This window comes from Arthrobacter sp. S39 (assembly GCF_004320525.1).
Lineage (GTDB): Bacteria > Actinomycetota > Actinomycetes > Actinomycetales > Micrococcaceae > Arthrobacter.
Map to the genome: position 1 here is coordinate 232448 of NZ_SIHX01000001.1, position 21585 is coordinate 254032.

The 21585-nt window shown below is 61.9% G+C and carries 32 protein-coding genes; 28 read left to right on the forward strand and 4 right to left on the reverse strand.

Annotation, left to right across the window (positions count from 1 at the left end; genetic code table 11):
* Positions 1-29: 29 nt before the first annotated feature.
* The 27 genes from rplB to EYS21_RS01230 all read left to right on the forward strand — a co-directional run bounded on the left by rplB (position 30) and on the right by EYS21_RS01230 (position 16337).
* Positions 30-869: a 50S ribosomal protein L2 gene (gene rplB / locus EYS21_RS01100; protein WP_131131301.1), complete on the forward strand. Its 840-nt coding sequence runs from the start codon at positions 30-32 to the stop codon at positions 867-869.
* Between the two features lie 12 nt (positions 870-881).
* Positions 882-1163 (forward strand): 30S ribosomal protein S19, encoded by a 282-nt coding sequence (rpsS, locus tag EYS21_RS01105; RefSeq protein WP_011692805.1) that lies wholly within the window; start codon positions 882-884, stop codon positions 1161-1163.
* Between the two features lie 38 nt (positions 1164-1201).
* Positions 1202-1567 (forward strand): 50S ribosomal protein L22, encoded by a 366-nt coding sequence (gene rplV, locus EYS21_RS01110; RefSeq protein ID WP_003803798.1) that lies wholly within the window; start codon positions 1202-1204, stop codon positions 1565-1567.
* Positions 1568-2401, forward strand: a complete 834-nt coding sequence (gene rpsC / locus EYS21_RS01115; RefSeq protein ID WP_131131302.1) for a 30S ribosomal protein S3 — start codon at positions 1568-1570, stop codon at positions 2399-2401. It abuts the gene before it with no gap.
* On the forward strand, positions 2402-2818 hold the full coding sequence (gene rplP / locus EYS21_RS01120) for a 50S ribosomal protein L16 (RefSeq protein ID WP_013601829.1): 417 nt from the start codon (positions 2402-2404) through the stop codon (positions 2816-2818).
* Between the two features lie 2 nt (positions 2819-2820).
* Positions 2821-3150, forward strand: coding sequence for a 50S ribosomal protein L29 (gene rpmC / locus EYS21_RS23895; RefSeq protein WP_131131303.1), 330 nt, complete (start codon positions 2821-2823; stop codon positions 3148-3150).
* Entirely contained in the window at positions 3147-3452 is a 306-nt protein-coding gene (rpsQ, locus tag EYS21_RS01130) for a 30S ribosomal protein S17 (RefSeq protein ID WP_104136687.1), read from the forward strand. The genes rpmC and rpsQ overlap by 4 nt, the downstream gene beginning before the upstream one ends.
* Before the next feature lie 450 nt (positions 3453-3902).
* Complete coding sequence (rplN, locus tag EYS21_RS01135; protein WP_024366126.1) at positions 3903-4271, forward strand: 50S ribosomal protein L14; 369 nt, start codon at positions 3903-3905, stop codon at positions 4269-4271.
* 3 nt (positions 4272-4274) lie between these two features.
* Positions 4275-4634, forward strand: a complete 360-nt coding sequence (gene rplX, locus EYS21_RS01140) for a 50S ribosomal protein L24 (RefSeq protein ID WP_131131304.1) — start codon at positions 4275-4277, stop codon at positions 4632-4634.
* The gene (gene rplE / locus EYS21_RS01145; RefSeq protein ID WP_066293276.1) at positions 4634-5215 is read left to right on the forward strand and encodes a 50S ribosomal protein L5; all 582 of its coding nucleotides are present in this window, start codon (positions 4634-4636) and stop codon (positions 5213-5215) included. Before rplX ends, rplE begins: the two co-directional genes overlap by 1 nt.
* A 78-nt stretch (positions 5216-5293) precedes the next feature.
* The gene (rpsH, locus tag EYS21_RS01150; protein ID WP_018773673.1) at positions 5294-5692 is read left to right on the forward strand and encodes a 30S ribosomal protein S8; all 399 of its coding nucleotides are present in this window, start codon (positions 5294-5296) and stop codon (positions 5690-5692) included.
* Positions 5693-5710: 18 nt separating this feature from the next.
* Positions 5711-6247: a 50S ribosomal protein L6 gene (rplF, locus tag EYS21_RS01155; protein ID WP_056344361.1), complete on the forward strand. Its 537-nt coding sequence runs from the start codon at positions 5711-5713 to the stop codon at positions 6245-6247.
* A 2-nt stretch (positions 6248-6249) separates the two neighbouring features.
* Complete coding sequence (rplR, locus tag EYS21_RS01160; protein ID WP_079596676.1) at positions 6250-6633, forward strand: 50S ribosomal protein L18; 384 nt, start codon at positions 6250-6252, stop codon at positions 6631-6633.
* On the forward strand, positions 6630-7358 hold the full coding sequence (rpsE, locus tag EYS21_RS01165) for a 30S ribosomal protein S5 (protein ID WP_066293261.1): 729 nt from the start codon (positions 6630-6632) through the stop codon (positions 7356-7358). Before rplR ends, rpsE begins: the two co-directional genes overlap by 4 nt.
* Positions 7359-7361: 3 nt before the next feature.
* Positions 7362-7568, forward strand: coding sequence for a 50S ribosomal protein L30 (gene rpmD / locus EYS21_RS01170; protein WP_131131305.1), 207 nt, complete (start codon positions 7362-7364; stop codon positions 7566-7568).
* On the forward strand, positions 7569-8063 hold the full coding sequence (gene rplO, locus EYS21_RS01175; RefSeq protein WP_066436888.1) for a 50S ribosomal protein L15: 495 nt from the start codon (positions 7569-7571) through the stop codon (positions 8061-8063).
* 220 nt (positions 8064-8283) lie between these two features.
* On the forward strand, positions 8284-9594 hold the full coding sequence (secY, locus tag EYS21_RS01180; protein WP_131131306.1) for a preprotein translocase subunit SecY: 1311 nt from the start codon (positions 8284-8286) through the stop codon (positions 9592-9594).
* A 5-nt stretch (positions 9595-9599) separates the two neighbouring features.
* Positions 9600-10169, forward strand: coding sequence for an adenylate kinase (locus tag EYS21_RS01185; RefSeq protein WP_207307663.1), 570 nt, complete (start codon positions 9600-9602; stop codon positions 10167-10169).
* 69 nt (positions 10170-10238) lie between these two features.
* Positions 10239-11066, forward strand: coding sequence for a type I methionyl aminopeptidase (map, locus tag EYS21_RS01190; protein WP_131131308.1), 828 nt, complete (start codon positions 10239-10241; stop codon positions 11064-11066).
* Between the two features lie 24 nt (positions 11067-11090).
* Positions 11091-12044 carry a P1 family peptidase gene (locus tag EYS21_RS01195; protein ID WP_131131309.1) on the forward strand — a complete coding sequence of 318 codons (954 nt, stop codon included), beginning with the start codon at positions 11091-11093 and terminating at the stop codon, positions 12042-12044.
* Between the two features lie 169 nt (positions 12045-12213).
* Complete coding sequence (gene infA / locus EYS21_RS01200) at positions 12214-12435, forward strand: translation initiation factor IF-1 (RefSeq protein WP_009358723.1); 222 nt, start codon at positions 12214-12216, stop codon at positions 12433-12435.
* A gap of 70 nt (positions 12436-12505) precedes the next feature.
* Entirely contained in the window at positions 12506-12619 is a 114-nt protein-coding gene (rpmJ, locus tag EYS21_RS01205) for a 50S ribosomal protein L36 (RefSeq protein WP_009358722.1), read from the forward strand.
* A gap of 178 nt (positions 12620-12797) precedes the next feature.
* Positions 12798-13172, forward strand: coding sequence for a 30S ribosomal protein S13 (rpsM, locus tag EYS21_RS01210; RefSeq protein WP_003803743.1), 375 nt, complete (start codon positions 12798-12800; stop codon positions 13170-13172).
* A gap of 53 nt (positions 13173-13225) precedes the next feature.
* Positions 13226-13627 carry a 30S ribosomal protein S11 gene (gene rpsK / locus EYS21_RS01215; protein WP_018769149.1) on the forward strand — a complete coding sequence of 134 codons (402 nt, stop codon included), beginning with the start codon at positions 13226-13228 and terminating at the stop codon, positions 13625-13627.
* Positions 13628-13759: 132 nt separating this feature from the next.
* Positions 13760-14770 (forward strand): DNA-directed RNA polymerase subunit alpha, encoded by a 1011-nt coding sequence (locus tag EYS21_RS01220; protein ID WP_131131310.1) that lies wholly within the window; start codon positions 13760-13762, stop codon positions 14768-14770.
* A 66-nt stretch (positions 14771-14836) separates the two neighbouring features.
* Positions 14837-15412 carry a 50S ribosomal protein L17 gene (rplQ, locus tag EYS21_RS01225; protein WP_131131311.1) on the forward strand — a complete coding sequence of 192 codons (576 nt, stop codon included), beginning with the start codon at positions 14837-14839 and terminating at the stop codon, positions 15410-15412.
* Positions 15413-15443: 31 nt separating this feature from the next.
* Positions 15444-16337 carry a tRNA pseudouridine synthase A gene (locus EYS21_RS01230; protein ID WP_207307654.1) on the forward strand — a complete coding sequence of 298 codons (894 nt, stop codon included), beginning with the start codon at positions 15444-15446 and terminating at the stop codon, positions 16335-16337.
* A gap of 127 nt (positions 16338-16464) precedes the next feature.
* On the opposite strand, the gene EYS21_RS01235 is transcribed toward EYS21_RS01230, so the two are convergent.
* A complete protein-coding gene (locus tag EYS21_RS01235; protein WP_131131312.1) occupies positions 16465-18132 on the reverse strand; it encodes an ATP-binding protein in 1668 nt (555 codons plus the stop codon).
* A 254-nt stretch (positions 18133-18386) separates the two neighbouring features.
* Here EYS21_RS01235 and EYS21_RS01240 point away from each other — a divergent pair, with 254 nt between their 5' ends.
* A complete protein-coding gene (locus EYS21_RS01240) occupies positions 18387-19166 on the forward strand; it encodes a response regulator transcription factor (protein ID WP_131131313.1) in 780 nt (259 codons plus the stop codon).
* 34 nt (positions 19167-19200) lie between these two features.
* Here EYS21_RS01240 and EYS21_RS01245 read toward each other — a convergent pair whose 3' ends face one another.
* From EYS21_RS01245 to EYS21_RS01255, 3 genes are all read right to left on the reverse strand, one after another.
* Complete coding sequence (locus EYS21_RS01245) at positions 19201-19665, reverse strand: Hpt domain-containing protein (RefSeq protein WP_165478238.1); 465 nt, start codon at positions 19663-19665, stop codon at positions 19201-19203.
* A 93-nt stretch (positions 19666-19758) separates the two neighbouring features.
* Positions 19759-20643 (reverse strand): type II secretion system F family protein, encoded by an 885-nt coding sequence (locus EYS21_RS01250; RefSeq protein WP_131131314.1) that lies wholly within the window; start codon positions 20641-20643, stop codon positions 19759-19761.
* A 7-nt stretch (positions 20644-20650) separates the two neighbouring features.
* Complete coding sequence (locus EYS21_RS01255) at positions 20651-21583, reverse strand: type II secretion system F family protein (protein WP_131131315.1); 933 nt, start codon at positions 21581-21583, stop codon at positions 20651-20653.
* Positions 21584-21585: the final 2 nt, after the last annotated feature.

Genomic DNA, 21585 nt, shown 5'->3' on the forward strand with positions numbered 1-21585 from the left:
CGGAGACCACTTTAACGAGGAAATAAATTATGGGAATCCGTAAATATAAGCCGACTACCCCGGGCCGTCGTGGCTCGAGCGTAGCGGACTTCACCGAAATCACGCGGTCGACGCCGGAAAAGTCGTTGGTACGTCCGCTGCCCAAAAAGGGCGGCCGTAACAACACCGGTAAGATCACGACCCGTCACAAGGGTGGTGGCCACAAGCGCCAGTACCGTCTGATCGACTTCCGTCGCCACGACAAGGACGGCGTCAACGCCCGCGTTGCCGAAATCGAGTACGATCCGAACCGCACGGCTCGCATCGCCCTCCTGCACTTCGTTGATGGCACCAAGCGTTACATCATCGCCCCGAACAAGCTCTCCCAGGGTGACGTAGTTGAGGCAGGTCCCGGTGCTGACATCAAGCCCGGTAACAACCTGCCCCTGCTCAACATCCCGGTGGGTACCGTAATCCACGCAGTTGAACTGCGTCCGGGTGGCGGCGCCAAGATGGGCCGCTCCGCCGGCGCATCGATCCAGCTTGTTGCCAAGGAAGGCCGCTTCGCCCAGCTGCGACTGCCTTCCGGCGAAATCCGCAACGTTGACGTGCGCTGCCGCGCCACGGTTGGCGAGGTCGGCAACGCCGAGCAGTCGAACATCAACTGGGGTAAGGCTGGCCGCATGCGCTGGAAGGGCGTCCGCCCGACCGTCCGTGGTGTAGCCATGAACCCGGTTGACCACCCGCACGGTGGTGGTGAGGGTAAGACGTCCGGTGGACGTAACCCCGTCAACCCCAACGGTAAGCGTGAAGGCCGCACCCGCCGCCCCAACAAAGAGAGCGACAAGCTTATTGTTCGTCGCCGTCGTACTGGCAAGAACAAGCGATAGGAGCCTGGACACATGCCACGCAGCCTGAAAAAAGGTCCCTTCGTTGACCAGCACCTCTTTGTGAAGGTGGATAGGGAAAACGAAAAGGGCACCAAGAACGTTATCAAGACCTGGTCCCGCCGTTCGATGATCATCCCCGACATGCTCGGGCACACGATCGCCGTACATGACGGACGCAAGCACATCCCGGTGTTTGTCACCGAGTCGATGGTCGGGCACAAGCTCGGCGAATTCGCTCCCACGCGGACATTCCGCGGCCATGTCAAGGACGACCGTAAGGGCAAGCGCCGCTAGGCGCCTGCACTTACGTCAAAGACGAGAGAAGGAAAGCAATGGAAGCCAAGGCAATTGCGCGTCACATCCGCGTAACGCCTATGAAGGCCCGGCGCGTCGTCAACCTTGTTCGTGGTAAGCAAGCGAACGAGGCTCTGGCAATTCTGAAGTTTGCCCCCCAGGCAGCTTCTGAGCCGGTATTCAAGGTAGTTCAGTCGGCAATCTCCAACGCCCGGGTCCTCGCGGACCGCGACGGCGTGGCGTTTGACGAAGGTGACCTCATCATCAGCGAAGCGTTTGTTGATGAAGGCCCGACCATGAAGCGGTTCCAGCCGCGTGCCCAGGGTCGTGCATTTCAGATCAAGAAGCGCACCAGCCACATCACCGTGGTAGTCGCTACCCCGGAGAAAGAGGAGGCTCGCTAAGTGGGACAGAAAGTAAACCCGCACGGGTTCCGACTCGGCATCACCACCGATCACGTATCGCACTGGTTCGCTGACAGCACCAAGGCCGGACAGCGGTACAAGGACTTCGTTCGCGAAGACATCCGTATCCGCCAGCTCATGTCTGTTGGCATGGAGCGCGCCGGTATCGCCAAGGTCGAAATCGAGCGCACCCGTGACCGTGTCCGCGTGGACATCCACACGGCACGCCCGGGCATCGTCATCGGCCGCCGCGGCGCTGAAGCAGACCGCATCCGCGGCGAGCTCGAAAAGCTCACCGGCAAGCAGGTCCAGCTGAACATCCTCGAGGTCAAGAACCCCGAGATGGAAGCACAGCTTGTTGCCCAGGGCGTTGCTGAGCAGCTGACTTCCCGCGTGGCATTCCGCCGTGCGATGAAGAAGGCCATGCAGTCCGCGCAGCGTGCAGGTGCCAAGGGCATCCGTATCGCCTGCTCGGGTCGACTGGGTGGAGCTGAAATGTCCCGCTCGGAGTTCTACCGCGAAGGCCGTGTGCCCCTGCACACCCTCCGCGCGAACATCGACTACGGCTTCTACGAGGCCAAGACCACCTTCGGCCGTATCGGCGTGAAGGTCTGGATCTACAAGGGTGACGTCACCGCCAAGGAACTGGCTCAGCAGGCAGCTGCTGCTCCGTCCCGTGGCCGCGGCGCCAGCGACCGTCCGGGCCGCCCGGGCGGTGCTGACCGTGGTGACCGCCGCCGTCGTACCGACCGTCCGGCCGCCGAAGCAGCTCCCGCTGCAGAGGCTCCGGCAGTTGAGGCTGCACCTGCTGCAGTAGAAGGAGGACAGGCTTAAATGCTTATCCCACGTCGAGTCAAGCACCGTAAGCAGCACCACCCGGGTCGTTCCGGCGCTGCTACGGGCGGCACCAAGGTCTCCTTCGGTGAGTACGGCATCCAGGCTCTGAGCCCGGCATACGTAACCAACCGTCAGATCGAGTCTGCACGTATCGCGATGACCCGCCACATCAAGCGTGGCGGTAAGGTCTGGATCAACATCTACCCGGACCGTCCCCTGACCAAGAAGCCTGCCGAAACCCGCATGGGTTCCGGTAAGGGTTCGCCGGAATGGTGGGTCGCCAACGTCAAGCCGGGCCGGGTTCTCTTTGAGATCTCCGGTGTCGAAGAATCGGTGGCACGCGAGGCCCTGCGCCTGGCAATCCACAAGCTCCCGTTGAAGGCACGCATTCTGCGTCGCGAAGGTGGTGAATAGAAATGGCAGTAGGATCCAAGGAACTCGCTCCCGCACAGCTGGACGGTTTCGACAACGAGCGTCTCGTTGAAGAACTTCGCAAGGCTAAGGAAGAGCTGTTCAACCTGCGTTTCCAGTCAGCCACCGGCCAGCTGGAGAACCACGGTCGTCTGCGCGCGGTAAAGAAGGACATCGCACGCATCTACACCGTTCTCCGTGAACGCGAGCTGGGCATTCGTGCCGAGGTTGCCGCACCGGTTGTGGAAGCCAAGGAAGAAAAGAAGTCCAAGAAGGCAACAACCAAGAAGGCCGAAAAGGCTGAAACGGTTGAGACCGAGGAGGATGCCAAGTGAGTGAAAAGGACGAGAACGTGACGGAAACTGCTACGGCAGCTACGGCTGAGCAGCGCGGTTACCGCAAGACGCGTCGCGGCTACGTGGTTTCGGACAAGATGGAAAAGACCATCGTTGTCCAGGTTGAAGACCGCGTGAAGCACGCCCTGTACGGCAAGGTCATCCGCCGTACCTCCAAGGTCAAGGCTCACGACGAAGAGAACAGCGCCGGCATCGGCGACCTCGTTGTCATCGCCGAGACCCGCCCGCTGTCCGCCACGAAGAACTGGCGGCTCGTGGAGATCCTCGAGAAGGCCAAGTAACACCTGCAGCACCGCTGGCAACAGCCGCTGTACCGGAAACCCCCGTTCCCTTTGGGAGCGGGGGTTTTCCCGTTCCCGGGGGAACGGCACGCGTGGTGCGCCGGCCCAAGGTCCCAACGTGCCGCCGTCGTCCGTTGCCTGGCGAGTGGGCAGGGACCGTCGCCTTGTGATATGGGGGAGTGCCCCGTTCTGTGCTAGGATATTGAGTTTGTATGGCGCCTTCTGTGCGCCGTCATCAAACCTCGTAAACAATCGTGCCACGGCATAGTGCCCCCTTGCGCTTGGACTGCGTCCAATCCGCCTGGGAAGCAAATGTTTTTGGCACTGGCGTTTAGGCCTGGTCTGGCAAAATCCAGGCAGGTCAAGAGACACCCCGATCAACCGTTCCGCAAGGCTCATTCCGTAGGAAGATTTTCGGTCTGAGAACCAGCGCGACGCAAGGAGTAAATAGTGATTCAGCAGGAGTCGCGACTCAAGGTCGCCGACAACACGGGTGCTAAGGAAATCCTTACCATTCGCGTTCTCGGTGGATCTGGCCGTCGCTACGCAGGCATTGGCGACGTCATCGTCGCTACCGTCAAGGACGCAATTCCGGGCGGCAACGTAAAGAAGGGCGATGTTGTCAAGGCAGTCATCGTCCGTACCAAGAAGGAACGCCGCCGTGCGGATGGTTCCTACATCAAGTTTGACGAGAACGCAGCTGTGATCCTGAAGGCTGACGGTGACCCCCGCGGTACCCGTATCTTCGGACCGGTTGGTCGTGAACTCCGTGACAAGAAGTTCATGAAGATCGTTTCTCTGGCTCCGGAGGTGCTCTAGTCCATGGCTAAGATCAAAAAGGGTGACCTCGTTCAGGTCATCACTGGCGCCAAGGCTGAGCGCGGCGGCGACAAAGGCAAGCAGGGCAAGGTTCTGCGCGTATTCCCGGAGACCAACCGCGTGTTGGTTGAGGGCATTAACCGCGTAACCAAGCACACCAAGGTCGGTCAGTCGCAGCGCGGCACCAAGACCGGTGGCATCGAGGTCGTAGAAGCTTCGATCCACATCTCCAACGTGGCCCTGGTTGACCCGTCCACCAAGAAGCCCACTCGCGTAGGTTTCCGCACCGAGACCGTTGAGCGCAATGGCGTGAAGCGCGAAGTGCGTGTACGCGTGGCCAAGAGCTCCGGGAAGGACATCTAATGACTGAGACTCTCGAGACTCCGGCAACGAAGATCGTTCCTCGTCTGAAGACCAAGTACGCCGATTCCATCAAGAGCACGCTCATTGAGGAATTCAAGTACGAGAACGTCAACCAGGTTCCCCGCCTGGTGAAGGTCGTTGTGAACATGGGTGTTGGAGATGCCGCCAAGGACTCCAAACTGATCGACGGCGCTGTCCGCGATCTGACCCTGATCACCGGCCAGAAGCCGCAGGTAACCAAGGCCCGCAAGTCGATCGCACAGTTCAAGCTGCGCGAAGGCATGCCCATCGGCGCACACGCTACCCTGCGTGGGGACCGCATGTGGGAATTCCTGGATCGCCTCGTCACGCTGGCTCTGCCCCGTATCCGCGACTTCCGCGGCCTCAGCGGCAAGCAGTTCGATGGCAACGGCAACTACACCTTCGGTCTGACCGAGCAGGTTATGTTCCACGAAATCGACCAGGATTCCATCGACCGCGTCCGCGGTATGGACATCACGGTTGTTACCACTGCCAAGACCGATGACGAAGGCCGCGCGCTGCTGAAGGCGCTTGGCTTCCCGTTCAAGGCCGAAGACTAATCTAACTACGTAACAGGTCCTTCGCTGAGGCTTTTGGCAGCAGCGAGGAAACCGTTATGAGGAAGGGCAAGAGCCCAAATGACAATGACAGATCCTGTCGCAGACATGCTTACGCGTCTGCGCAATGCAAACTCGGCATACCACGATTCCGTGACCATGCCGTACAGCAAGCTCAAGGCACGCGTTGCCGACATCCTGAAGGCTGAAGGTTACATCGCCTCCTGGAAAGAAGAAGACGCTGAGGTTGGCAAGAAGCTGACCCTCGAGCTCAAGTTCGGTCCGAACCGCGAGCGTTCAATCGCTGGCGTTCGTCGTATTTCCAAGCCGGGACTGCGCGTTTACGCAAAGTCCACCAACCTGCCGCACGTGCTCGGTGGCCTGGGTGTCGCAATCCTGTCCACCTCTTCCGGCCTCTTGACTGACAAGCAGGCCGGCAAGAAGGGCGTGGGCGGCGAAGTCCTCGCTTACGTCTGGTAACGGGAAAGGAAGAGAATAATGTCACGTATTGGACGTCTCCCCATCACCGTTCCTGCCGGCGTTGAGGTCAAGGTTGACGGCTCTGTCGTCAGCGTCAAGGGTGCCAAAGGCGAGCTGAACCACACTGTGGCCAGCCCGATCGAGGTTTCCCTGGAAGCAGAGACCCTGACTGTCGCCCGCCCGAACGACGAGCGCGCCTCCCGTTCACTCCACGGCCTGACACGCACCCTGATCTCCAACATGATCGAGGGCGTTACCAAGGGCTACGAGAAGAAGCTTGAAATCGTTGGTACTGGTTACCGCGTTCAGGCCAAGGGATCTGACCTTGAGTTCGCTCTCGGCTACAGCCACCCGGTAAATGTCACCGCACCGGACGGCATCACCTTTGCAGTTGAGACCCCGACCAAGCTCTCTGTTTCAGGTATCAACAAGCAGCAGGTCGGCGAGGTTGCTGCCAACATTCGCAAGCTGCGGAAGCCGGACCCCTATAAGGGCAAGGGCATCCGTTACGCCGGCGAAGTCATCCGCCGCAAGGTCGGAAAGGCTGGTAAGTAACCATGGCCATCTCAATTAACAAGAAGCGTACGAACAAGAGCAAGTCTGCTTCGCGCAGCCGCCGCCAGCTTCGTATCCGCAAGCGCATCTCCGGTACGGCTGTACGTCCTCGTCTGGTCGTCAACCGTTCCGCACGCCACGTATTCGTCCAGGTTGTCGATGACACCAAGGGCCTTACCGTAGCGAGCGCGTCCACTCTGGAAGCCGACCTTCGTGCATTCGACGGTGACAAGACTGCCAAGGCCAAGCGCGTTGGCGAGCTCGTCGCCGAGCGTGCGAAGGCTGCCGGTATCGAAGCTGTTGTCTTCGACCGCGGTGGTAACAAGTACCACGGCCGGATCGCCGCCGTCGCTGACGGTGCACGTGAAGGTGGGCTGTCACTGTGACGGAAGCAAACAAGGAAAAGGACACTGTGTCTGCAGATCAGAAGGCGACTGAAGCCGTAGCTGCTCCGGCCACTGAGACCACTGCTCCCGCTGCTGCCGACGACCGCCGTGGTGGCGCTCGTCGTGGCGAGCGTGGAGACCGTGGCCAGGGCCGCGGCGACCGTGGTGGCCGTGGCGGCCGCGACGGCGGCCGTGAAGCTGAGAAGAGCCAGTTCGTAGAGCGCGTTGTCACCATCAACCGCGTTTCCAAGGTCGTCAAGGGTGGTCGTCGCTTCAGCTTCACCGCACTGGTCGTCGTTGGTGACGGTAACGGCATGGTCGGCGTTGGCTACGGCAAGGCTAAGGAAGTTCCTGCCGCAATCGCGAAGGGCGTTGAAGAGGCCAAGAAGTCCTTCTTCCGCGTTCCCCGCATTGGCAACACCATTCCCCACCGTGTTCAGGGTGAGGCTGCTGCAGGCGTCGTAATGCTGCGTCCGGCTTCCGCCGGTACCGGTGTTATCGCCGGTGGTCCGGTCCGTGCAGTACTGGAGTGCGTGGGCATCCACGACATCCTCTCCAAGTCGCTCGGTTCCTCCAACGCCATCAACATCGTTCACGCGACCGTTGATGCCCTGAAGCGCCTCGAAGAGCCGGCAGCAGTGGCAGCACGCCGCGGCCTGCCCCTCGACGAGGTTGCTCCGCCGGCAATGGTGAAGGCTCTCCTGAACCAGAAGGCGGGTGTCTAAGTTATGGCTAAGAACCTGACTCCCTCCGACGCCCAGTTGGAGATCACTCAGATCAAGTCCGTCATTGGCGGCAAGCAGAACCAGCGCGACACCCTTCGGTCCCTCGGCCTGAAGCGGATCGGACACACCGTTGTCCGCACCGCTGACGCCGTGACCGTTGGCATGCTCAACACGGTTCCGCACCTGGTAAAGGTAGAGGAGGCGAAGTAAATGGCAGAGAAGAAAACCGCCGAAAAGGCACAGAGCGCCACTGCTGAGAAGCAGAACGCACTGAAGGTTCACCACCTGCGTCCCGCCCCGGGTGCCAAGACCGCCAAGACCCGTGTTGGTCGTGGTGAAGGTTCCAAGGGTAAGACCGCCGGTCGCGGTACCAAGGGTACGAAGGCCCGCTACCAGATCAAGGCTGGCTTTGCCGGCGGCCAGCTGCCGCTGCACATGCGCCTGCCGAAGCTGCGCGGCTTCAAGAACCCGTTCCGGGTTGAGTTCCAGGTTGTAAACCTGGACAAGCTCAACGAGCTGTTCCCGGAAGGTGGCGCAGTCACCGTGGAGAACCTGGTCGAAAAGGGTGCCGTTCGCAAGAACCAGCCCGTCAAGGTGCTTGGCACCGGCGACATCACCGTCAAGGTTGACGTCACCGCCCACGCATTCTCGGCCAGCGCCGCTGAAAAGATTGCTGCAGCAGGCGGAAGCACCACCGCCCTCTAACGAGGCGGTGGGCGGACGCCCGTTGCGAACTCCCGGTCTGCAGAGCCCCCCGGCTCCGCAGACCGGGAGTTTTTTCACATCCGCCAGCCGAGGATTTCCGTCCGCTCGGCGCACGCGCGCACCTGCGGATTGTTCGCATCGCGCATACACCCGTTAGACTCGGTTGTTGGGATTTATTGACCCCCATCACACCACTCTTAATTTACAAACAGGAGGACGCTTGCTTAGCGCATTTGGCCGGGCCTTTCGCACGCCTGATCTGCGACGCAAGTTGTTGTTCACGCTGGGAATCATCACCATCTTCCGCTTGGGTGCCTTCATTCCCTCGCCTGGTGTGAACTACCAGAATGTCCAGCAATGCTTGCAGAACGGTCAGACCGCAGGCGGGCTCTACCAGCTCGTTAACCTGTTCAGCGGCGGTGCATTGCTGCAGGTGTCCATCTTCGCGCTGGGCATCATGCCGTATATTACCGCCAGCATCATCGTGCAGCTGCTCCGGGTGGTCATTCCCCGGTTCCAGCAACTGTACGAAGAGGGCGCCTCCGGGCAGTCCAAGCTGACGCAGTACACGCGGTACCTCACCATCGCTCTCGGCCTGCTCAACGCCACGACACTGGTGTCGCTGGCGCGTTCGGGCCAGCTCCTTCCGGGCTGTGCGCTGGACATCATCCCTGATGCCAGCGTGATCACCACGATCCTGATCATCATCACGCTGACGGCCGGCACCGGTCTGATCATGTGGATGGGCGAGCTCGTCACCGAAAAGGGTGTGGGCAACGGCATGTCCCTGCTCATCTTCACCTCGATCGCCGCAGGCTTCCCCACCTCCCTGGGCGCCATCTGGACCTCGCAGGGTCCGGGCACGTTCTTTATGGTCCTGGCCATCGGCCTGGTGACCGTCGCCCTGGTGGTCTTCGTGGAGCAGTCCCAGCGCCGCGTCCCGGTGCAGTACGCCAAGCGGATGATTGGACGCCGCACGGTGGGCGGCACCAGCACGTACATCCCCATCAAGGTCAACATGGCAGGCGTGGTCCCCGTGATCTTTGCGTCCTCCATGCTGTACCTGCCGGGCCTGATCTCCCAGTTCAACCAGCCCAAGGCGGGCGAGCAGATGGCCCCTTGGGTGGAGTGGATCAACAACAACCTCACACGGGGTGACCACCCGATTTACATGGCGCTCTACTTCGCCATGATTGTCTTTTTCACCTATTTCTACGTCGCGATCACCTTCAACCCTGAAGAAGTCTCCGACAACATGAAGAAGTACGGCGGCTTCATCCCGGGCATCCGGGCTGGCAAGCCGACAGCGGACTACCTGCAGTACGTCCTTTCCAGGATCACCCTGCCCGGCGCCCTCTACCTGGGCTTTGTGGCACTGATCCCGCTCGTCGCCCTGGTCCTGATCAACGCGAACCAGAACTTCCCGTTCGGTGGCACGTCGATCCTGATCATGGTGGGTGTGGGCCTGGAAACGGTCAAGCAGATTGACGCGCAGCTACAACAACGTCACTACGAAGGGCTTTTGCGATGACGAGAATGCTGATTATTGGACCTCCGGGTTCGGGCAAGGGAACGCAGGCGGAACGGATCTCCGAACGCCTCGGCGTCGTTGCGATCTCCACCGGCGATATCTTCCGCGCCAATGTCAAGGGTGAGACGCCGCTGGGCGTCGAGGCCAAGAAGTACATGGATGCCGGCGATTTCGTGCCGGACAGCGTCACCAACAAGATGGTGCGCGACCGCCTGAGCGAGGCCGACGTCGAAAGCGGCTTCCTGCTGGACGGCTACCCCCGCACCACCGCCCAGGTGGACTACCTCGACGAGATCCTCGCCAAGGGCGAAGAGAAGCTCGACGTCGTCCTGCAGCTGACAGCCGACGACGAGGAACTGGTACACCGGCTTCTCGGCCGGGCCAAGGAGACGGGCCGGAGCGACGACAACGAAGCCGTCATCCGCCACCGCCTGGACCTGTACCACGAGCAGACCGAAGCCGTTGTGGCCAAGTATGCCGAACGCGGCATCCTGACCCAGGTCGACGGCATCGGCGGCATCGACGAGGTCACCGACCGCGTCATGCAGGCCATCAAGGCAGCCCAGGCCGCCTGATCCCGGCAACAGTTATTCGAGGCTCCTCCCGGATTCCGGGAGGGGCCTCAGCCATTGAAAGGACTCACCATGGCTTTCGGCCAGCCCCGTATCGAATACAAGACCAACGCCCAGATGCGCACCATGCACGAGGCGGGCCTGGTCCTGAGCCGTGCGCTGGACGCGGCCGTTGCCGCCGCGGTGCCCGGGGTGACCACCAAGCACCTGGACGACGTCTTCGCCGCTGTCCTGAACGAAGCCGGCGCCAAGTCCAACTTCTTCGGCTACCACGGCTTCCCGGCCACCATCTGCACGTCCGTCAATGAGGAAGTGGTGCACGGGATCCCCGGCGGCCGCGTCCTCAACGACGGCGACATCATCTCGATCGACGGCGGAGCCATCGTCGACGGCTGGCACTCCGACTCCGCGCGCACCGTCATCGTGGGGAAGGCAGACCCCGAAGACCAGCGCCTGTCCGACGTCACGCAGGCTGCCATGTGGCGTGGCATCGCCGCACTGGCGTCCGGCAGCCATGTAGGAGACATCGGCGCCGCCATCGATGACTACGTGTCGTCGGTCCCCGGCAAGCCGCTGGGCATCCTCGAGGACTACGTCGGCCACGGCATCGGCTCGGAAATGCACATGGCCCCCGACGTCCTGAACTACCGCACCAGCCACCGCGGCCCGAAGATCCGTCCGGGCCTGTGCCTCGCCATCGAACCCATGCTGGTCCGCGGCAGCATCGATACGGCCGTGCTGGAGGATGACTGGACCGTGGTGACCACGGACGGCAAGCGTTCCTGCCAGTGGGAGCACTCGGTAGCCGTCCACGAGAAGGGGATCTGGGTACTCTCCGCTCCCGACGGCGGCGCGGAGCACCTGGTGCCGCTCGGCGTCACTCCGGTGCCCATTCCGTAGCTGGGGGAGGGCACAATGGAGCCTATGGGAGCCATTACTGATGTGCCGGGGATCCGGGTGGGCCATGAGCAGAAGACCGGCGACGGGTGGCTGACTGGCGTGACAGTGGTCCTGCCGCCGCCCGGGACGGTCGGCTCCGTGGACGTCCGGGGCGGTGGCCCGGGCACGCATGAGACCGATGCGCTCGACCCCACCACGCTGGTCTCCACCGTCGATGCCGTGGTACTGACGGGCGGCAGCGCCTACGGGCTGGCCTCCGCCCACGGAGCCCAACGCTGGTGCGAGGAACACGGCCGCGGCTTCGCGGTCACCGGGGGAGTGGTGCCCATCGTTCCCGCCGCCGCAATCTTCGACCTCGGCCGCGGCGGTGACTTCAGCGCGCGGCCCGACGCCGGCATGGGCTACGCGGCAACAGCCGCCGCCGCTGCGCAACCGGAAGGGCACGACGTCGGACGCGGCAATGTGGGCGCCGGTACCGGCGCGGTGCTCGGCAGAACGTTCAAGGGCGGGGTGGGCACGGCCTCGGTCACCCTTGAGAACGGGGTCGTGGTCGGCGCACTGGCTGTGGTGAATGCGCTGGGGACGCCGTTCGGCACATCGCCGGAGCGGGCGGAACCCGGGGATTTCGACAAGCCCAATCACCGGGACGGACTCAACACCACACTGGTGGTGGTGGCTACAAACGCAGCCCTCGACGTCGCCGAGTGCAAGCGGACTGCCTCAGCGGCGCACGCCGGGCTGGCCCGGGCGCTGAACCCGTCCCACACCCTTGCCGACGGCGACACGGTCTTCTGCCTCTCCACCGGCGCCGTGGCCCTGGACCGCAGCACCGAAACTGCCCGGCAGATAAGCATGATCACGCTGCAGAGTGCGGGAGCCGACGTCGTACGTCTGGCCATCCTGGACGGCGTGGCCAACGCGGAAGCAGTAAGCACTCCGGCCGGGGACTATGGTGCGTACAGCGCAGGAATGCGCTAGCATGGCTGGATTTAACTTTCGCCGCAAAGTGGCGTAGTGTTGTCTGTTGGTTGTCTGCCCAGCTGTGCCCTGTTTGGGGCCTGTGGGGACAACCGATCCACACAAAAACGTTCGTGGTCATGTCCGGTGCAATCCGGCAGGGCTGCGGCAACAACAGTTAGCGGAGGGTATGGCCAAGAAGGACGGGGTCATTGAGATCGAGGGCGTTGTGACTGAGGCGCTGCCCAACGCGATGTTTCGCGTTGAGCTCACCAACAAGCACATCGTTCTGGCACACATCTCAGGCAAGATGCGCCAGCACTACATCAGGATTCTCCCTGAGGACCGGGTAGTGGTGGAACTGAGCCCTTATGACCTCACTCGGGGTCGTATCGTCTACCGCTACAAGTAAATTGCTGGGCAGCATCAGCGCACGCTGAACGCTGCTCCAGTTGACCAACTGTTACACGCAAAGGAATGCCATGAAGGTCAAGCCGAGCGTCAAGCAGATCTGCGAAAAGTGCAAAGTGATCCGCCGTAATGGCCGGGTCATGGTGATCTGCGAGAACCCGCGCCACAAGCAGCGCCAGGGCTAAATTTCCTTCTTTGAAGGAAATCCTGGGTTGCTAACCCACGCAAGTAAATAAAAGGCAGCACAAGCTGAACTGGGACGCATGAGCCCGGACAGCTAACCCCCGGTCGGAGGCTGGGGCCGTACGGAACGTACGGGTGTACTGCCTACGACCTCCGGTTTATTCAAGGAGTACTGCCACTATGGCTCGTCTCGCTGGCGTAGACATTCCCCGCGAAAAGCGGTTGGAAATTGCGCTTACTTACATCTACGGCGTGGGTAAGACCCGTGCACACGAAACCCTGGCTGCCACTGGCATCAGCGCTGACGTCCGCGTTAAGGACCTCACCGATGCCCAGCTGGTTGAGCTGCGTGACTACATTGAAGGCAACTACAAGGTTGAGGGTGACCTTCGCCGCGAAGTAGCAGCAGATATCCGCCGCAAGGTTGAGATCGGCAGCTACGAAGGCCTGCGCCACCGCAAGGGCCTGCCCGTACGCGGACAGCGTACGAAGACCAACGCACGTACCCGCAAGGGCCCGAAGCGTACCGTCGCCGGCAAGAAGAAGGCTCGTTAAATCCTTCGGGATTCAACGATTGCCTACCCCGATAACTTTCTGTAGGAGAAATAATGCCCCCGAAGACTCGTGGCGCGGTTCGCAAGCCGCGTAAGAAGGACAAGAAGAATATCGCGCTTGGCCAGGCGCACATCAAGAGCACGTTTAACAACACCATCGTTTCCATCACGGATCCGAACGGCGCTGTTATCTCTTGGGCTTCCTCAGGTGAGGTTGGCTTCAAGGGCTCGCGTAAGTCCACCCCGTTCGCTGCCCAGATGGCTGCCGAAGCCGCTGCCAAGCGTGCGCAGGAGCACGGCATGCGCAAGGTTGACGTTTTCGTGAAGGGACCGGGCTCCGGACGTGAGACCGCAATCCGCTCGCTGCAGGCCGCTGGCCTGGAGGTTGGCTCCATCCAGGACGTCACCCCCGCGGCGCACAACGGCTGCCGTCCGCCGAAGCGCCGCCGCGTCTAAGGCTTTTTCAGCAGCAGGAGCTTGCCCGGACCGTCGATGGTCCGGGCAGGCCCAGCCGCGTTAAGTCTTCAGACCGAATTTCCACCACCTGTGTTGCGTCATATAGCGGATGCTCGCCGAAAGGAAACCTAAGTGCTCATTGCACAGCGCCCCACCCTCTCCGAAGAGGTAGTCTCCGAAAACCGTTCGCGTTTCATCATTGAACCGCTGGAACCGGGCTTCGGCTACACCCTCGGAAACTCCCTCCGCCGTACCCTGCTCTCCTCCATCCCCGGTGCCGCTGTAACCAGCATCCGGATCGATGGCGTGCTGCACGAGTTCACCACGGTTCCGGGTGTCAAGGAAGATGTCACTGAGATCATCCTGAACATCAAGAGCCTGTCGGTTTCCTCCGAGCACGACGAGCCGGTTGTTGCTTACCTGCGCAAGCAGGGCCCCGGAGTCGTCACCGCCGCGGACATCGCTCCGCCGGCCGGCGTCGAATTCCACAACCCGGATCTGCACATTGCCACACTGAACTCGAAGGGCAAGTTCGAACTCGAACTGACCATCGAGCGCGGCCGCGGCTACGTGTCGGCAGCTCAGAACAAGTCCGGCGATTCCGAGATCGGCCGTATCCCGGTCGACTCGATCTACTCGCCGGTGCTGAAGGTTACTTTCCGCGTGGAAGCAACCCGTGTTGAGCAGCGCACTGACTTCGACAAGCTCATTGTCGACGTCGAGACCAAGCAGGCCATCGCCCCGCGCGATGCGGTTGCTTCCGCAGGTACCACCCTGGTGGAACTCTTCGGTCTGGCCCGCGAGCTGAACACCGCAGCTGAAGGTATCGAGATTGGCCCGTCGCCGACGGACGCTGCCCTGGCAGCTGACATGGCCCTGCCGATCGAGGATCTGGACCTCACCGTCCGTTCCTACAACTGCCTCAAGCGTGAGGGCATCCACACCGTGGGTGAACTCGTAGCCCGCTCCGAGGCTGACCTGATGGACATCCGTAACTTCGGTGCGAAGTCCATTGACGAGGTCAAGGCAAAGCTGGTTGAACTGGGCCTGTCCCTCAAGGACTCGCCTCCCGGTTTTGACCTCGCAGCACGCGCCGCAGCAATTGAAGAGGACGACGCCGCCTTCGGCGACGACGAACTCTAAAACAGATCTTGGCCGGCGGGCACCATGGTGTGCCCACCACCGGCTTCCATATGAGGAGAAACAATTATGCCTACCCCCACTAAGGGTCCGCGCCTCGGAGGCGGCCCGGCTCACGAGCGTCTTATGCTCGCGAACCTGGCAGCAGCACTGTTCGAGCACAAGCGGATCACCACCACGGTGACCAAGGCCAAGCGCCTGAAGCCGTACGCAGAGCGCCTGGTGACTTTCGCCAAGCGCGGCGACCTGGCTTCCCGCCGCCGTGTACTCGGCCTGATCAGCAACAAGGGCGTCGTCCACGAGCTGTTCACCGACATTGCACAGGCAGTGGAGAACCGCGACGGCGGCTACACCCGCATCACCAAGATCGGCAACCGTAAGGGCGACAACGCTCCCATGGCTGTCATCGAACTGGTCCTCGAGCCGGTTTCCGCCAAGCAGGCCGTTGTAGCCGAGGCTACCTCTGCCGCTAAGCGCGACGCCGACAAGAAGGAAGCAGCTGCTGCCGCTCCGGCCGCAGAAGAAGCTCCCGAGGCAGAGGTCGTCGCTGCTGAGGCTCCCGAGGCTGAGGCTGCAACCGAAGAGGCTCCGGCCGCTGAGGAAGCTCCCGCCGAGGACAAGGCTGAGGAAAAGGACGCGAAGTAATTCGCTGATTCCTTCGCATAGACTTAGGTCTATGAACGACCAAAAACCCGCGGCCCCCGTTTTGGGGGGCGGCGGGTTTTTGCGTATCCGGCTTGATCTTTCGTACGACGGCGGCCCCTTCAACGGGTGGGCCATCCAGCCGGGTCTCCGCACCGTCCAGGGCGTCCTGGAGGAGGCCGTGGCATTGCTGGTCCGCCGGCCTGTGCGCGTGACCGTGGCTGGCCGCACGGACGCCGGTGTGCACGCCCGCGGCCAGGTGGTCCACGTGGACCTCACCGAAGCCGAGTGGCTGGGACTGCCACGGGGGCACGAACTCGATCCCGGCGTCGCCATGCTGCGCCGGATCCGCGGGGCACTGAGCCGCGGCCTGGGTGACCTGACCGGATCCATCGAGGTCCACAGGGTGTCCCTGGCCGCCGAGGGCTTTGACGCCCGGTTCTCAGCCCTGTGGCGCCGCTACAGCTACCGCATCGCAGACGGCCCGGCACTTTGGGACCCGCTGGAACGCTACTTCACGCTGTGGCACAAGAACCCGCTGGACGTTTCCCTGTTGAATGAGGGGGCGTCCAAGCTGCTGGGGCTGCAGAACTTCCTCTCCTACTGCAAGCCCAGGGAAGGTGCCACCACCGTCCGCGAACTGCAGCGCTTCGAATTTGCGCGCGGGGAGGACGGCGTCATTGTGGCCACCGTCCAGGCGGACGCGTTCTGCCACAACATGGTGCGGTCCCTGGTGGGCTCGGCCCTGTTCGTGGGCGAGGGCGTGGAGGAACCGGAGTGGCTGTATGAGCGGCTCCTCGCGAAGAAGCGCGACGCCAAATCCGTGCTGGCTGCGCCCCACCCCCTGGTTCTGGAGGAGGTCGCCTACCCGACCGACGGGGAGATGCTCGCACGGGCCGAACTCACGCGGGCCAAGCGGGAGCACTAACCCGTTCGATTGCTCCGTGCGGGCCCTTTTCACGCGTCAAAACGGCGTAGGGCCCACGCCAGCAGGGTTCCCTGGCCGAACTTGTGAGGCTAGGGGGCCGGTGGGGATCAATCGATGAGGGGTGGGGTCAGTAGAGCGACGGCCCCTCGGCCGGGAGAGTCAGCGTGAACGTGCTGCCCTTGCCCGGATTGCTGGTGCAGGAGATGTCGCCGCCGTGGCCTTCGATAATCGCCTTGGTGATGGACAGCCCCAGGCCCGCCCCCGGGATGGCAGCTTCGCGGGCTGTCTCTGTCCGGAAGAACCGGCGGAAGACCCTGGCCGAGTCTTCCGGGCTCATGCCCATCCCCGAATCCTGCACCTGCAGCCGGACCCAGTCATCCGAGCCCTGGGCACTGATATTCACCACGCCGCCGCCGGGCGAGTACTTGATGGCGTTGGACACCAGGTTGTCCAGGGCCTGCCCGATGCGCAGCGGATCGGCATAGGCCCACAGCGGCGACTGGATGTCGGCGACCAGGGAGATCCTGGACTGCTCCGCCTGCGGTTGCGCTGAGCCGATGCTGGTCTCCACGAGGCTAGCGAGGTCGGTGCGTTTAGGGTGTACTTTGAGGGCCGAGGAAGCCGACGCCATCAGGTCGGACACCAGTGCAAGGAGCCTCTCGGAATTGCGCAACACGACCTCAAGGCGTTGGGCAGAGAGCGGGGACGTGCCCTGAACGTCCTCAAGGACCAGGTCGACGTTGCCGAGGATGGAGTTCAGCGGACTCCTGAACTCATGCGAGACGTTCGAGATGAGTTCTTCGTTTGCCGCCAAGGCTTCGACGAGCCCCGTGACATCGTTGTAGACAATCACCGCCCCCATGAATTGGCCGTCATCGCTAACCATCGGCCGGGCTGCGGTGGAAACAGCGCGCTGATTCGATCCGTTACCGATCCAGACGAGATAATCAGCAAACAATTCACCCTGGATAGCACGTTGAATAGGCCGCTTCTCCGCCGCCAGTGGTGTCACTTTGTCTTGGGCGAAGATCAGTTGATCCTCTTCCTGTGCAGCTCTGACACCCGGATTGATCGCGTTCTGCTCCAAACTCTTCTGTCGATTGTTTGTCAGCAGGTGCCCACCCTTTGAATTAACCGCCACGATTCCGACGTCGGTCGCGTCCAGAATCGTTTTCAGCAACCGCTCACGCTCCGTGCTTGCATCGAGCAGGTCGCGGAGTTCCCTGTCTTTTTCCTGGAGCTGCCGCTGCTGCATCCTCATATTCACGCTGGCGAAGCGGATGGCAAGGGAGACCGCCAGCATCATGAGCGGGAAAAGGAGAAGGGAAGTCAGATCCGAAGCCGTGAGGTTGGGAAACTTTCCGGCCACTGTAGGCAGCAAGATGAAGAGCGGTCCCAGAATGCTCAAAACGATGCTGGTGCGTGCCAGCATTCCAGATGCTGAGAGCCAGATGATGGGAAAAATTGCGAGGATCACGAGTCCGGGCACGAGCGGCCCGGCACCATTGCGTGACAGTCCAATCGCAAGAAGGTCCAGGACGGGAATGACCAAGTAGGCGCTGTTGTTCAGCCGTTCCCAAGGGATGATAAAGCAAGCCGCAAACAATAGGCCGTGCAGCACCATGCTGAAGATATAGAGGGGACTATTCAGCAGGGTCGGCCAGGCTAAGGGAGTCGCTATGGCCAAGGCAAGCACGATCAGTGTCAGCGGAAGCTGGCATAAAGCGACCTGAGTACGCGGACCCAATGTCCTGAAATAGCGGCTTATTCCACGCTGAACAAGCTTCTCACTCATGAGCGGGCCGTAGCCTTTCCCCCATCAAACATCGTGTCCAGGACGAATTTACCAGCGCTTTATTGAAGTGCACAGTGCTACGCCCCCTGGGTTCGAATGTACATCTGCTGTCATGATAATTGACTTTTCGCATGCGAATATCGAAAAGGCATGTCATCAGACGTTCATCCCTTGTAGCGTAGAGGCAGTTGGAGTGAATACGGCATTGGCGCTGGGCTGATGGGGGGCCGCTTTCACCTGGCATGGGGATGACAATGGACGATCTTGGAGTAGCGGTAGTCATCGAGGATGATGCTGACATACGCAACCTCTTGGAGGGTGTGCTCAGCCAAGCGGGTTTTGAGGTCCATACCGCCTCGGACGGGCGGGATGGCGTCGAAGTGGTCCGGGCTAAGCAGGCGAACGTCGTGACGCTGGACATCGGCCTGCCGGACATTGACGGCTTTGAGGTGCTGCGGCGGATCAGGAATTTCAGCGATGCCTATGTGGTGATGCTGACCGGCAGGACCGAAGAACCGGATCTGCTGTCGGCGCTGAATGCGGGTGCCGACGACTACATCTCGAAGCCGTTCCGTCCGCGCGAGCTGCGGGCCCGGGTGGCGGCGATGATGCGCCGGCCGCGGCATGAAATCAAGGGCCAGGATCCGGAGGCGTGGCCTCCCGGTCCCGTACAGGCTGGGCCGCCGGCACACACCGGAGTGCTCCACCATAACGGGCTGATCCTTGACCACCGGACGCGTTCAGTGGCCATTCACGGCGAACAGCTGGGCCTCACGCGCAGCGAATTTGACCTCCTCCACGTGCTGCTGCGCGGAGGCGGGGCCGTTTGTACGCGCTCGGACCTGGTCAAGGCCGTGCGCGGTGATCTCTACGAGGCGGACGCCTACATCAGTGAGGCCGATGAGCGGGCCGTGGAAGTCCACATCGGCAACCTGAGGCGCAAGCTGAAGGAGGATCCTGCAGCCCCGCGGTGGCTGCAGACCGTGCGCGGAGTCGGGTACAGGCTGGCGCCGAAGCGGCCGGAGCAACGTTAGGGTACGGTGCCTTGCTTGGAGGGCGGGGCTGGCCCTATTCGTTCTTCAGGATGTAGTTCGCCTGGAGTTCGGAGACGGTCCGGTCCCCGTGTTCGGCCACGCGTCCCATCATGGCCTGCCCCTGGCCAAAGTCGCCCTGCCGGATGACTGTTTCGAGCATCTCGGCCAGCCGGGCCAGCCGGAGGCCCCCTACCATGGCGGACGTGATCCTCAGGCTGATGATGGCGTCAAGGGCGGAGGCACGGTCCTGGTTCTCCACAGCGAGGGCCAGCCGGCGGTAACGCTGGTCCCACATGGCGGCGTAGTCGCGGGCGAACCGGAGGGCGAGTTCTGCACCGTCCAGCTGCTCCTCCAGGTCTTCCAGAATGCCTGAGTCCACTAGCGGCAAGAGGTCCTCCAATTCGTGCAGAACTCCAGCCTCCGCCATACCTCCAGAGGCAGCGGGCAGGGGAACCGCGGGGATTTCCTTGTCGCCGGTGCCTGGGTCTGGAGTGTGCATGGTACAAGGCTACTTCCTGATTATTTCCAAAAGCTGGATTTAGGGAGATCCTGAGGAAAGCTTGAGGGACCTTGACCTGGCGGGACTTCCTAGCTACTGACTGCTAAACGTCACGATGGTGTTGATGACGGCGGGGCCAAGAATTGCAATAAAAAGCACCGGGAAGATGAAGAACAGCAGCGGGAAAAGGATCATGACGGGGAGCTTCATGGCCTTTTCCTCGGCGCGTTGGCGGCGTTTCACGCGCATCACCTTCGCCTGGACGCGAAGCACCCGGCTGATGGCAATGCCGTACTTGTCTGCCTGGACAATGGCCTGGACAAAGCTGCGGAGTTCCGGAAGGCTAGTCCGCTCGGCCAAGGCAAGATAGGATTCCCGGCGGCTGCGCCCCACCTGCATGTCCTGCAGGGTGCGCACGAGCTCCTCGGCCAGTGGGCCCTTGCCATTTGCTCCGGCGCGCGCCATGGCCCCCTCGAAGCCCAGTCCAGCCTCCACGGAAATGAGCATCTGGTCCAAGGTGTTTGCCAGTTCCAGCTGCATGATCTTCTGGCGTTCCAGGCCTTTGCTGTAGAGCATCAGATCGGGGATGAAATAGCCCAGGAACAGAACGAACAGACCCGTCAGCTTTATGAGCGGTGCCGGGCTGCTGGTGCTGATCAGGATGAACGCCACTGCTCCGACGAGGCCAAGAAGGGGCTTTGCTGCAAGGATGCGACCCAATGGCCACGCTGGGGGCCGTCCCGCAAGCGACAGCAGCTTATCTAGCTTCCGCACATAGGCCGGGGGCGTTAGCCGGTAGCCAATGCTTGCCAGGAGACTGCCCGGTTTTCCTTCCGGTGCTGCAGCAGTCGTCCTGCCGCGCGTCAGGATGGCCACCGTGGCGGTGTGGCCCTTTCGATCCACGGAGAGGATGGACCAGGCCAGATAGCCGGTCGGCACGGAGACCAACACCAGGGCAAACAGCACAAGGGGACTCATTGGGACCTCAGAACTTCAGATCGATGATTTTGCGCATCCACAGGCTGCCGATCGTCAGCAGTACAAAGGAGAGACCGACCATTCCCCAGCCCAGTGGGTGGGTGAACATGGAATTCATGTATCCAGGGTTCACACCCATGAGCATGGCCACTATTCCAATGGGCATGGCAATAAGGATGTACGCCGAAAATTTGCCTTCGGCAGCCAGCGCCTTGATGTGTCCTTTGATTTCCGACCTCTCCCGAATGGTTTCATTCACCTGGTCCAGGACCTCGGCCAAGTTGCCGCCCACTTCCCGGTTGATCTGAATGGCCTGGGCGATCCAGACGAAGTCCTCGTTCCGCATGCGGTCGGACGTGTCAGTCAGTGAGGCGAGCAGGTCGCGGCCCAAGCTGGTCTCCGTGACGACGCGCCGCATCTCCTCGGAGGTGGGGCTCAGCGACTCCGCCGCGGCGGCATCGATGGTCCGCAGGATGCTGTGGCCCGCACGTAATCCGCCAGCAAGCAGTTGCAGAGTATCGCAGAGCTGTTCGTCGAACTTGGCACGCCGTTTGCCGGCAAGGAATCCCAGGACGAGGTGGCCCACGAACGGCGCCAGGACAACCAGCAGGACGGAGATGGCCGGTACCCCAATGACCAGTCCTACCAGCGCGCCGACGATGGAGCCGGCGATGACCAACACCGTAAATTCAGTCTGACTCAGCCGCAGCCCTGCATTCTCCAGTGCGTCACGGTTGAAGAGACGGATGTTCCCGGCTTCCAGGAATCGGCCCAGGCCGCCTACCGTGGCGTCACTGAGCAGGGTTAGCCGCGACGGCGGCTCCGCCTCGTAAGGGCGGCGTCGGTCCAAGGCGACTTCGGGGGTTCGGGGCAGCACCAGCGCCACACCCAGGAGGATCGGGGCGAGGAACAGCAAAGCGGCCCCAAGGATGATCAGCATGG

What these genes read in the sequence shown, in the direction of transcription:
- rplB (WP_131131301.1), top strand. Translation starts at nt 30, where the DNA reads ATGGGAATCCGTAAATATAAGCCGACTACCCCGGGCCGTCGTGGCTCG.
- rpsS (WP_011692805.1), top strand. Translation starts at nt 882, where the DNA reads ATGCCACGCAGCCTGAAAAAAGGTCCCTTCGTTGACCAGCACCTCTTT.
- rplV (WP_003803798.1), top strand. Translation starts at nt 1,202, where the DNA reads ATGGAAGCCAAGGCAATTGCGCGTCACATCCGCGTAACGCCTATGAAG.
- rplP (WP_013601829.1), top strand. Translation starts at nt 2,402, where the DNA reads ATGCTTATCCCACGTCGAGTCAAGCACCGTAAGCAGCACCACCCGGGT.
- rpmC (WP_131131303.1), top strand. Translation starts at nt 2,821, where the DNA reads ATGGCAGTAGGATCCAAGGAACTCGCTCCCGCACAGCTGGACGGTTTC.
- rplX (WP_131131304.1), top strand. Translation starts at nt 4,275, where the DNA reads ATGGCTAAGATCAAAAAGGGTGACCTCGTTCAGGTCATCACTGGCGCC.
- rplE (WP_066293276.1), top strand. Translation starts at nt 4,634, where the DNA reads ATGACTGAGACTCTCGAGACTCCGGCAACGAAGATCGTTCCTCGTCTG.
- rpsH (WP_018773673.1), top strand. Translation starts at nt 5,294, where the DNA reads ATGACAATGACAGATCCTGTCGCAGACATGCTTACGCGTCTGCGCAAT.
- rplF (WP_056344361.1), top strand. Translation starts at nt 5,711, where the DNA reads ATGTCACGTATTGGACGTCTCCCCATCACCGTTCCTGCCGGCGTTGAG.
- rplR (WP_079596676.1), top strand. Translation starts at nt 6,250, where the DNA reads ATGGCCATCTCAATTAACAAGAAGCGTACGAACAAGAGCAAGTCTGCT.
- rpmD (WP_131131305.1), top strand. Translation starts at nt 7,362, where the DNA reads ATGGCTAAGAACCTGACTCCCTCCGACGCCCAGTTGGAGATCACTCAG.
- rplO (WP_066436888.1), top strand. Translation starts at nt 7,569, where the DNA reads ATGGCAGAGAAGAAAACCGCCGAAAAGGCACAGAGCGCCACTGCTGAG.
- EYS21_RS01185 (WP_207307663.1), top strand. Translation starts at nt 9,600, where the DNA reads ATGCTGATTATTGGACCTCCGGGTTCGGGCAAGGGAACGCAGGCGGAA.
- map (WP_131131308.1), top strand. Translation starts at nt 10,239, where the DNA reads ATGGCTTTCGGCCAGCCCCGTATCGAATACAAGACCAACGCCCAGATG.
- EYS21_RS01195 (WP_131131309.1), top strand. Translation starts at nt 11,091, where the DNA reads ATGGGAGCCATTACTGATGTGCCGGGGATCCGGGTGGGCCATGAGCAG.
- infA (WP_009358723.1), top strand. Translation starts at nt 12,214, where the DNA reads ATGGCCAAGAAGGACGGGGTCATTGAGATCGAGGGCGTTGTGACTGAG.
- rpmJ (WP_009358722.1), top strand. Translation starts at nt 12,506, where the DNA reads ATGAAGGTCAAGCCGAGCGTCAAGCAGATCTGCGAAAAGTGCAAAGTG.
- rpsM (WP_003803743.1), top strand. Translation starts at nt 12,798, where the DNA reads ATGGCTCGTCTCGCTGGCGTAGACATTCCCCGCGAAAAGCGGTTGGAA.
- rpsK (WP_018769149.1), top strand. Translation starts at nt 13,226, where the DNA reads ATGCCCCCGAAGACTCGTGGCGCGGTTCGCAAGCCGCGTAAGAAGGAC.
- rplQ (WP_131131311.1), top strand. Translation starts at nt 14,837, where the DNA reads ATGCCTACCCCCACTAAGGGTCCGCGCCTCGGAGGCGGCCCGGCTCAC.
- EYS21_RS01230 (WP_207307654.1), top strand. Translation starts at nt 15,444, where the DNA reads ATGAACGACCAAAAACCCGCGGCCCCCGTTTTGGGGGGCGGCGGGTTT.
- EYS21_RS01235 (WP_131131312.1), bottom strand. Translation starts at nt 18,132, where the DNA reads ATGAGTGAGAAGCTTGTTCAGCGTGGAATAAGCCGCTATTTCAGGACA.
- EYS21_RS01240 (WP_131131313.1), top strand. Translation starts at nt 18,387, where the DNA reads ATGGACGATCTTGGAGTAGCGGTAGTCATCGAGGATGATGCTGACATA.
- EYS21_RS01245 (WP_165478238.1), bottom strand. Translation starts at nt 19,665, where the DNA reads ATGCACACTCCAGACCCAGGCACCGGCGACAAGGAAATCCCCGCGGTT.
- EYS21_RS01250 (WP_131131314.1), bottom strand. Translation starts at nt 20,643, where the DNA reads ATGAGTCCCCTTGTGCTGTTTGCCCTGGTGTTGGTCTCCGTGCCGACC.
- EYS21_RS01255 (WP_131131315.1), bottom strand. Translation starts at nt 21,583, where the DNA reads ATGCTGATCATCCTTGGGGCCGCTTTGCTGTTCCTCGCCCCGATCCTC.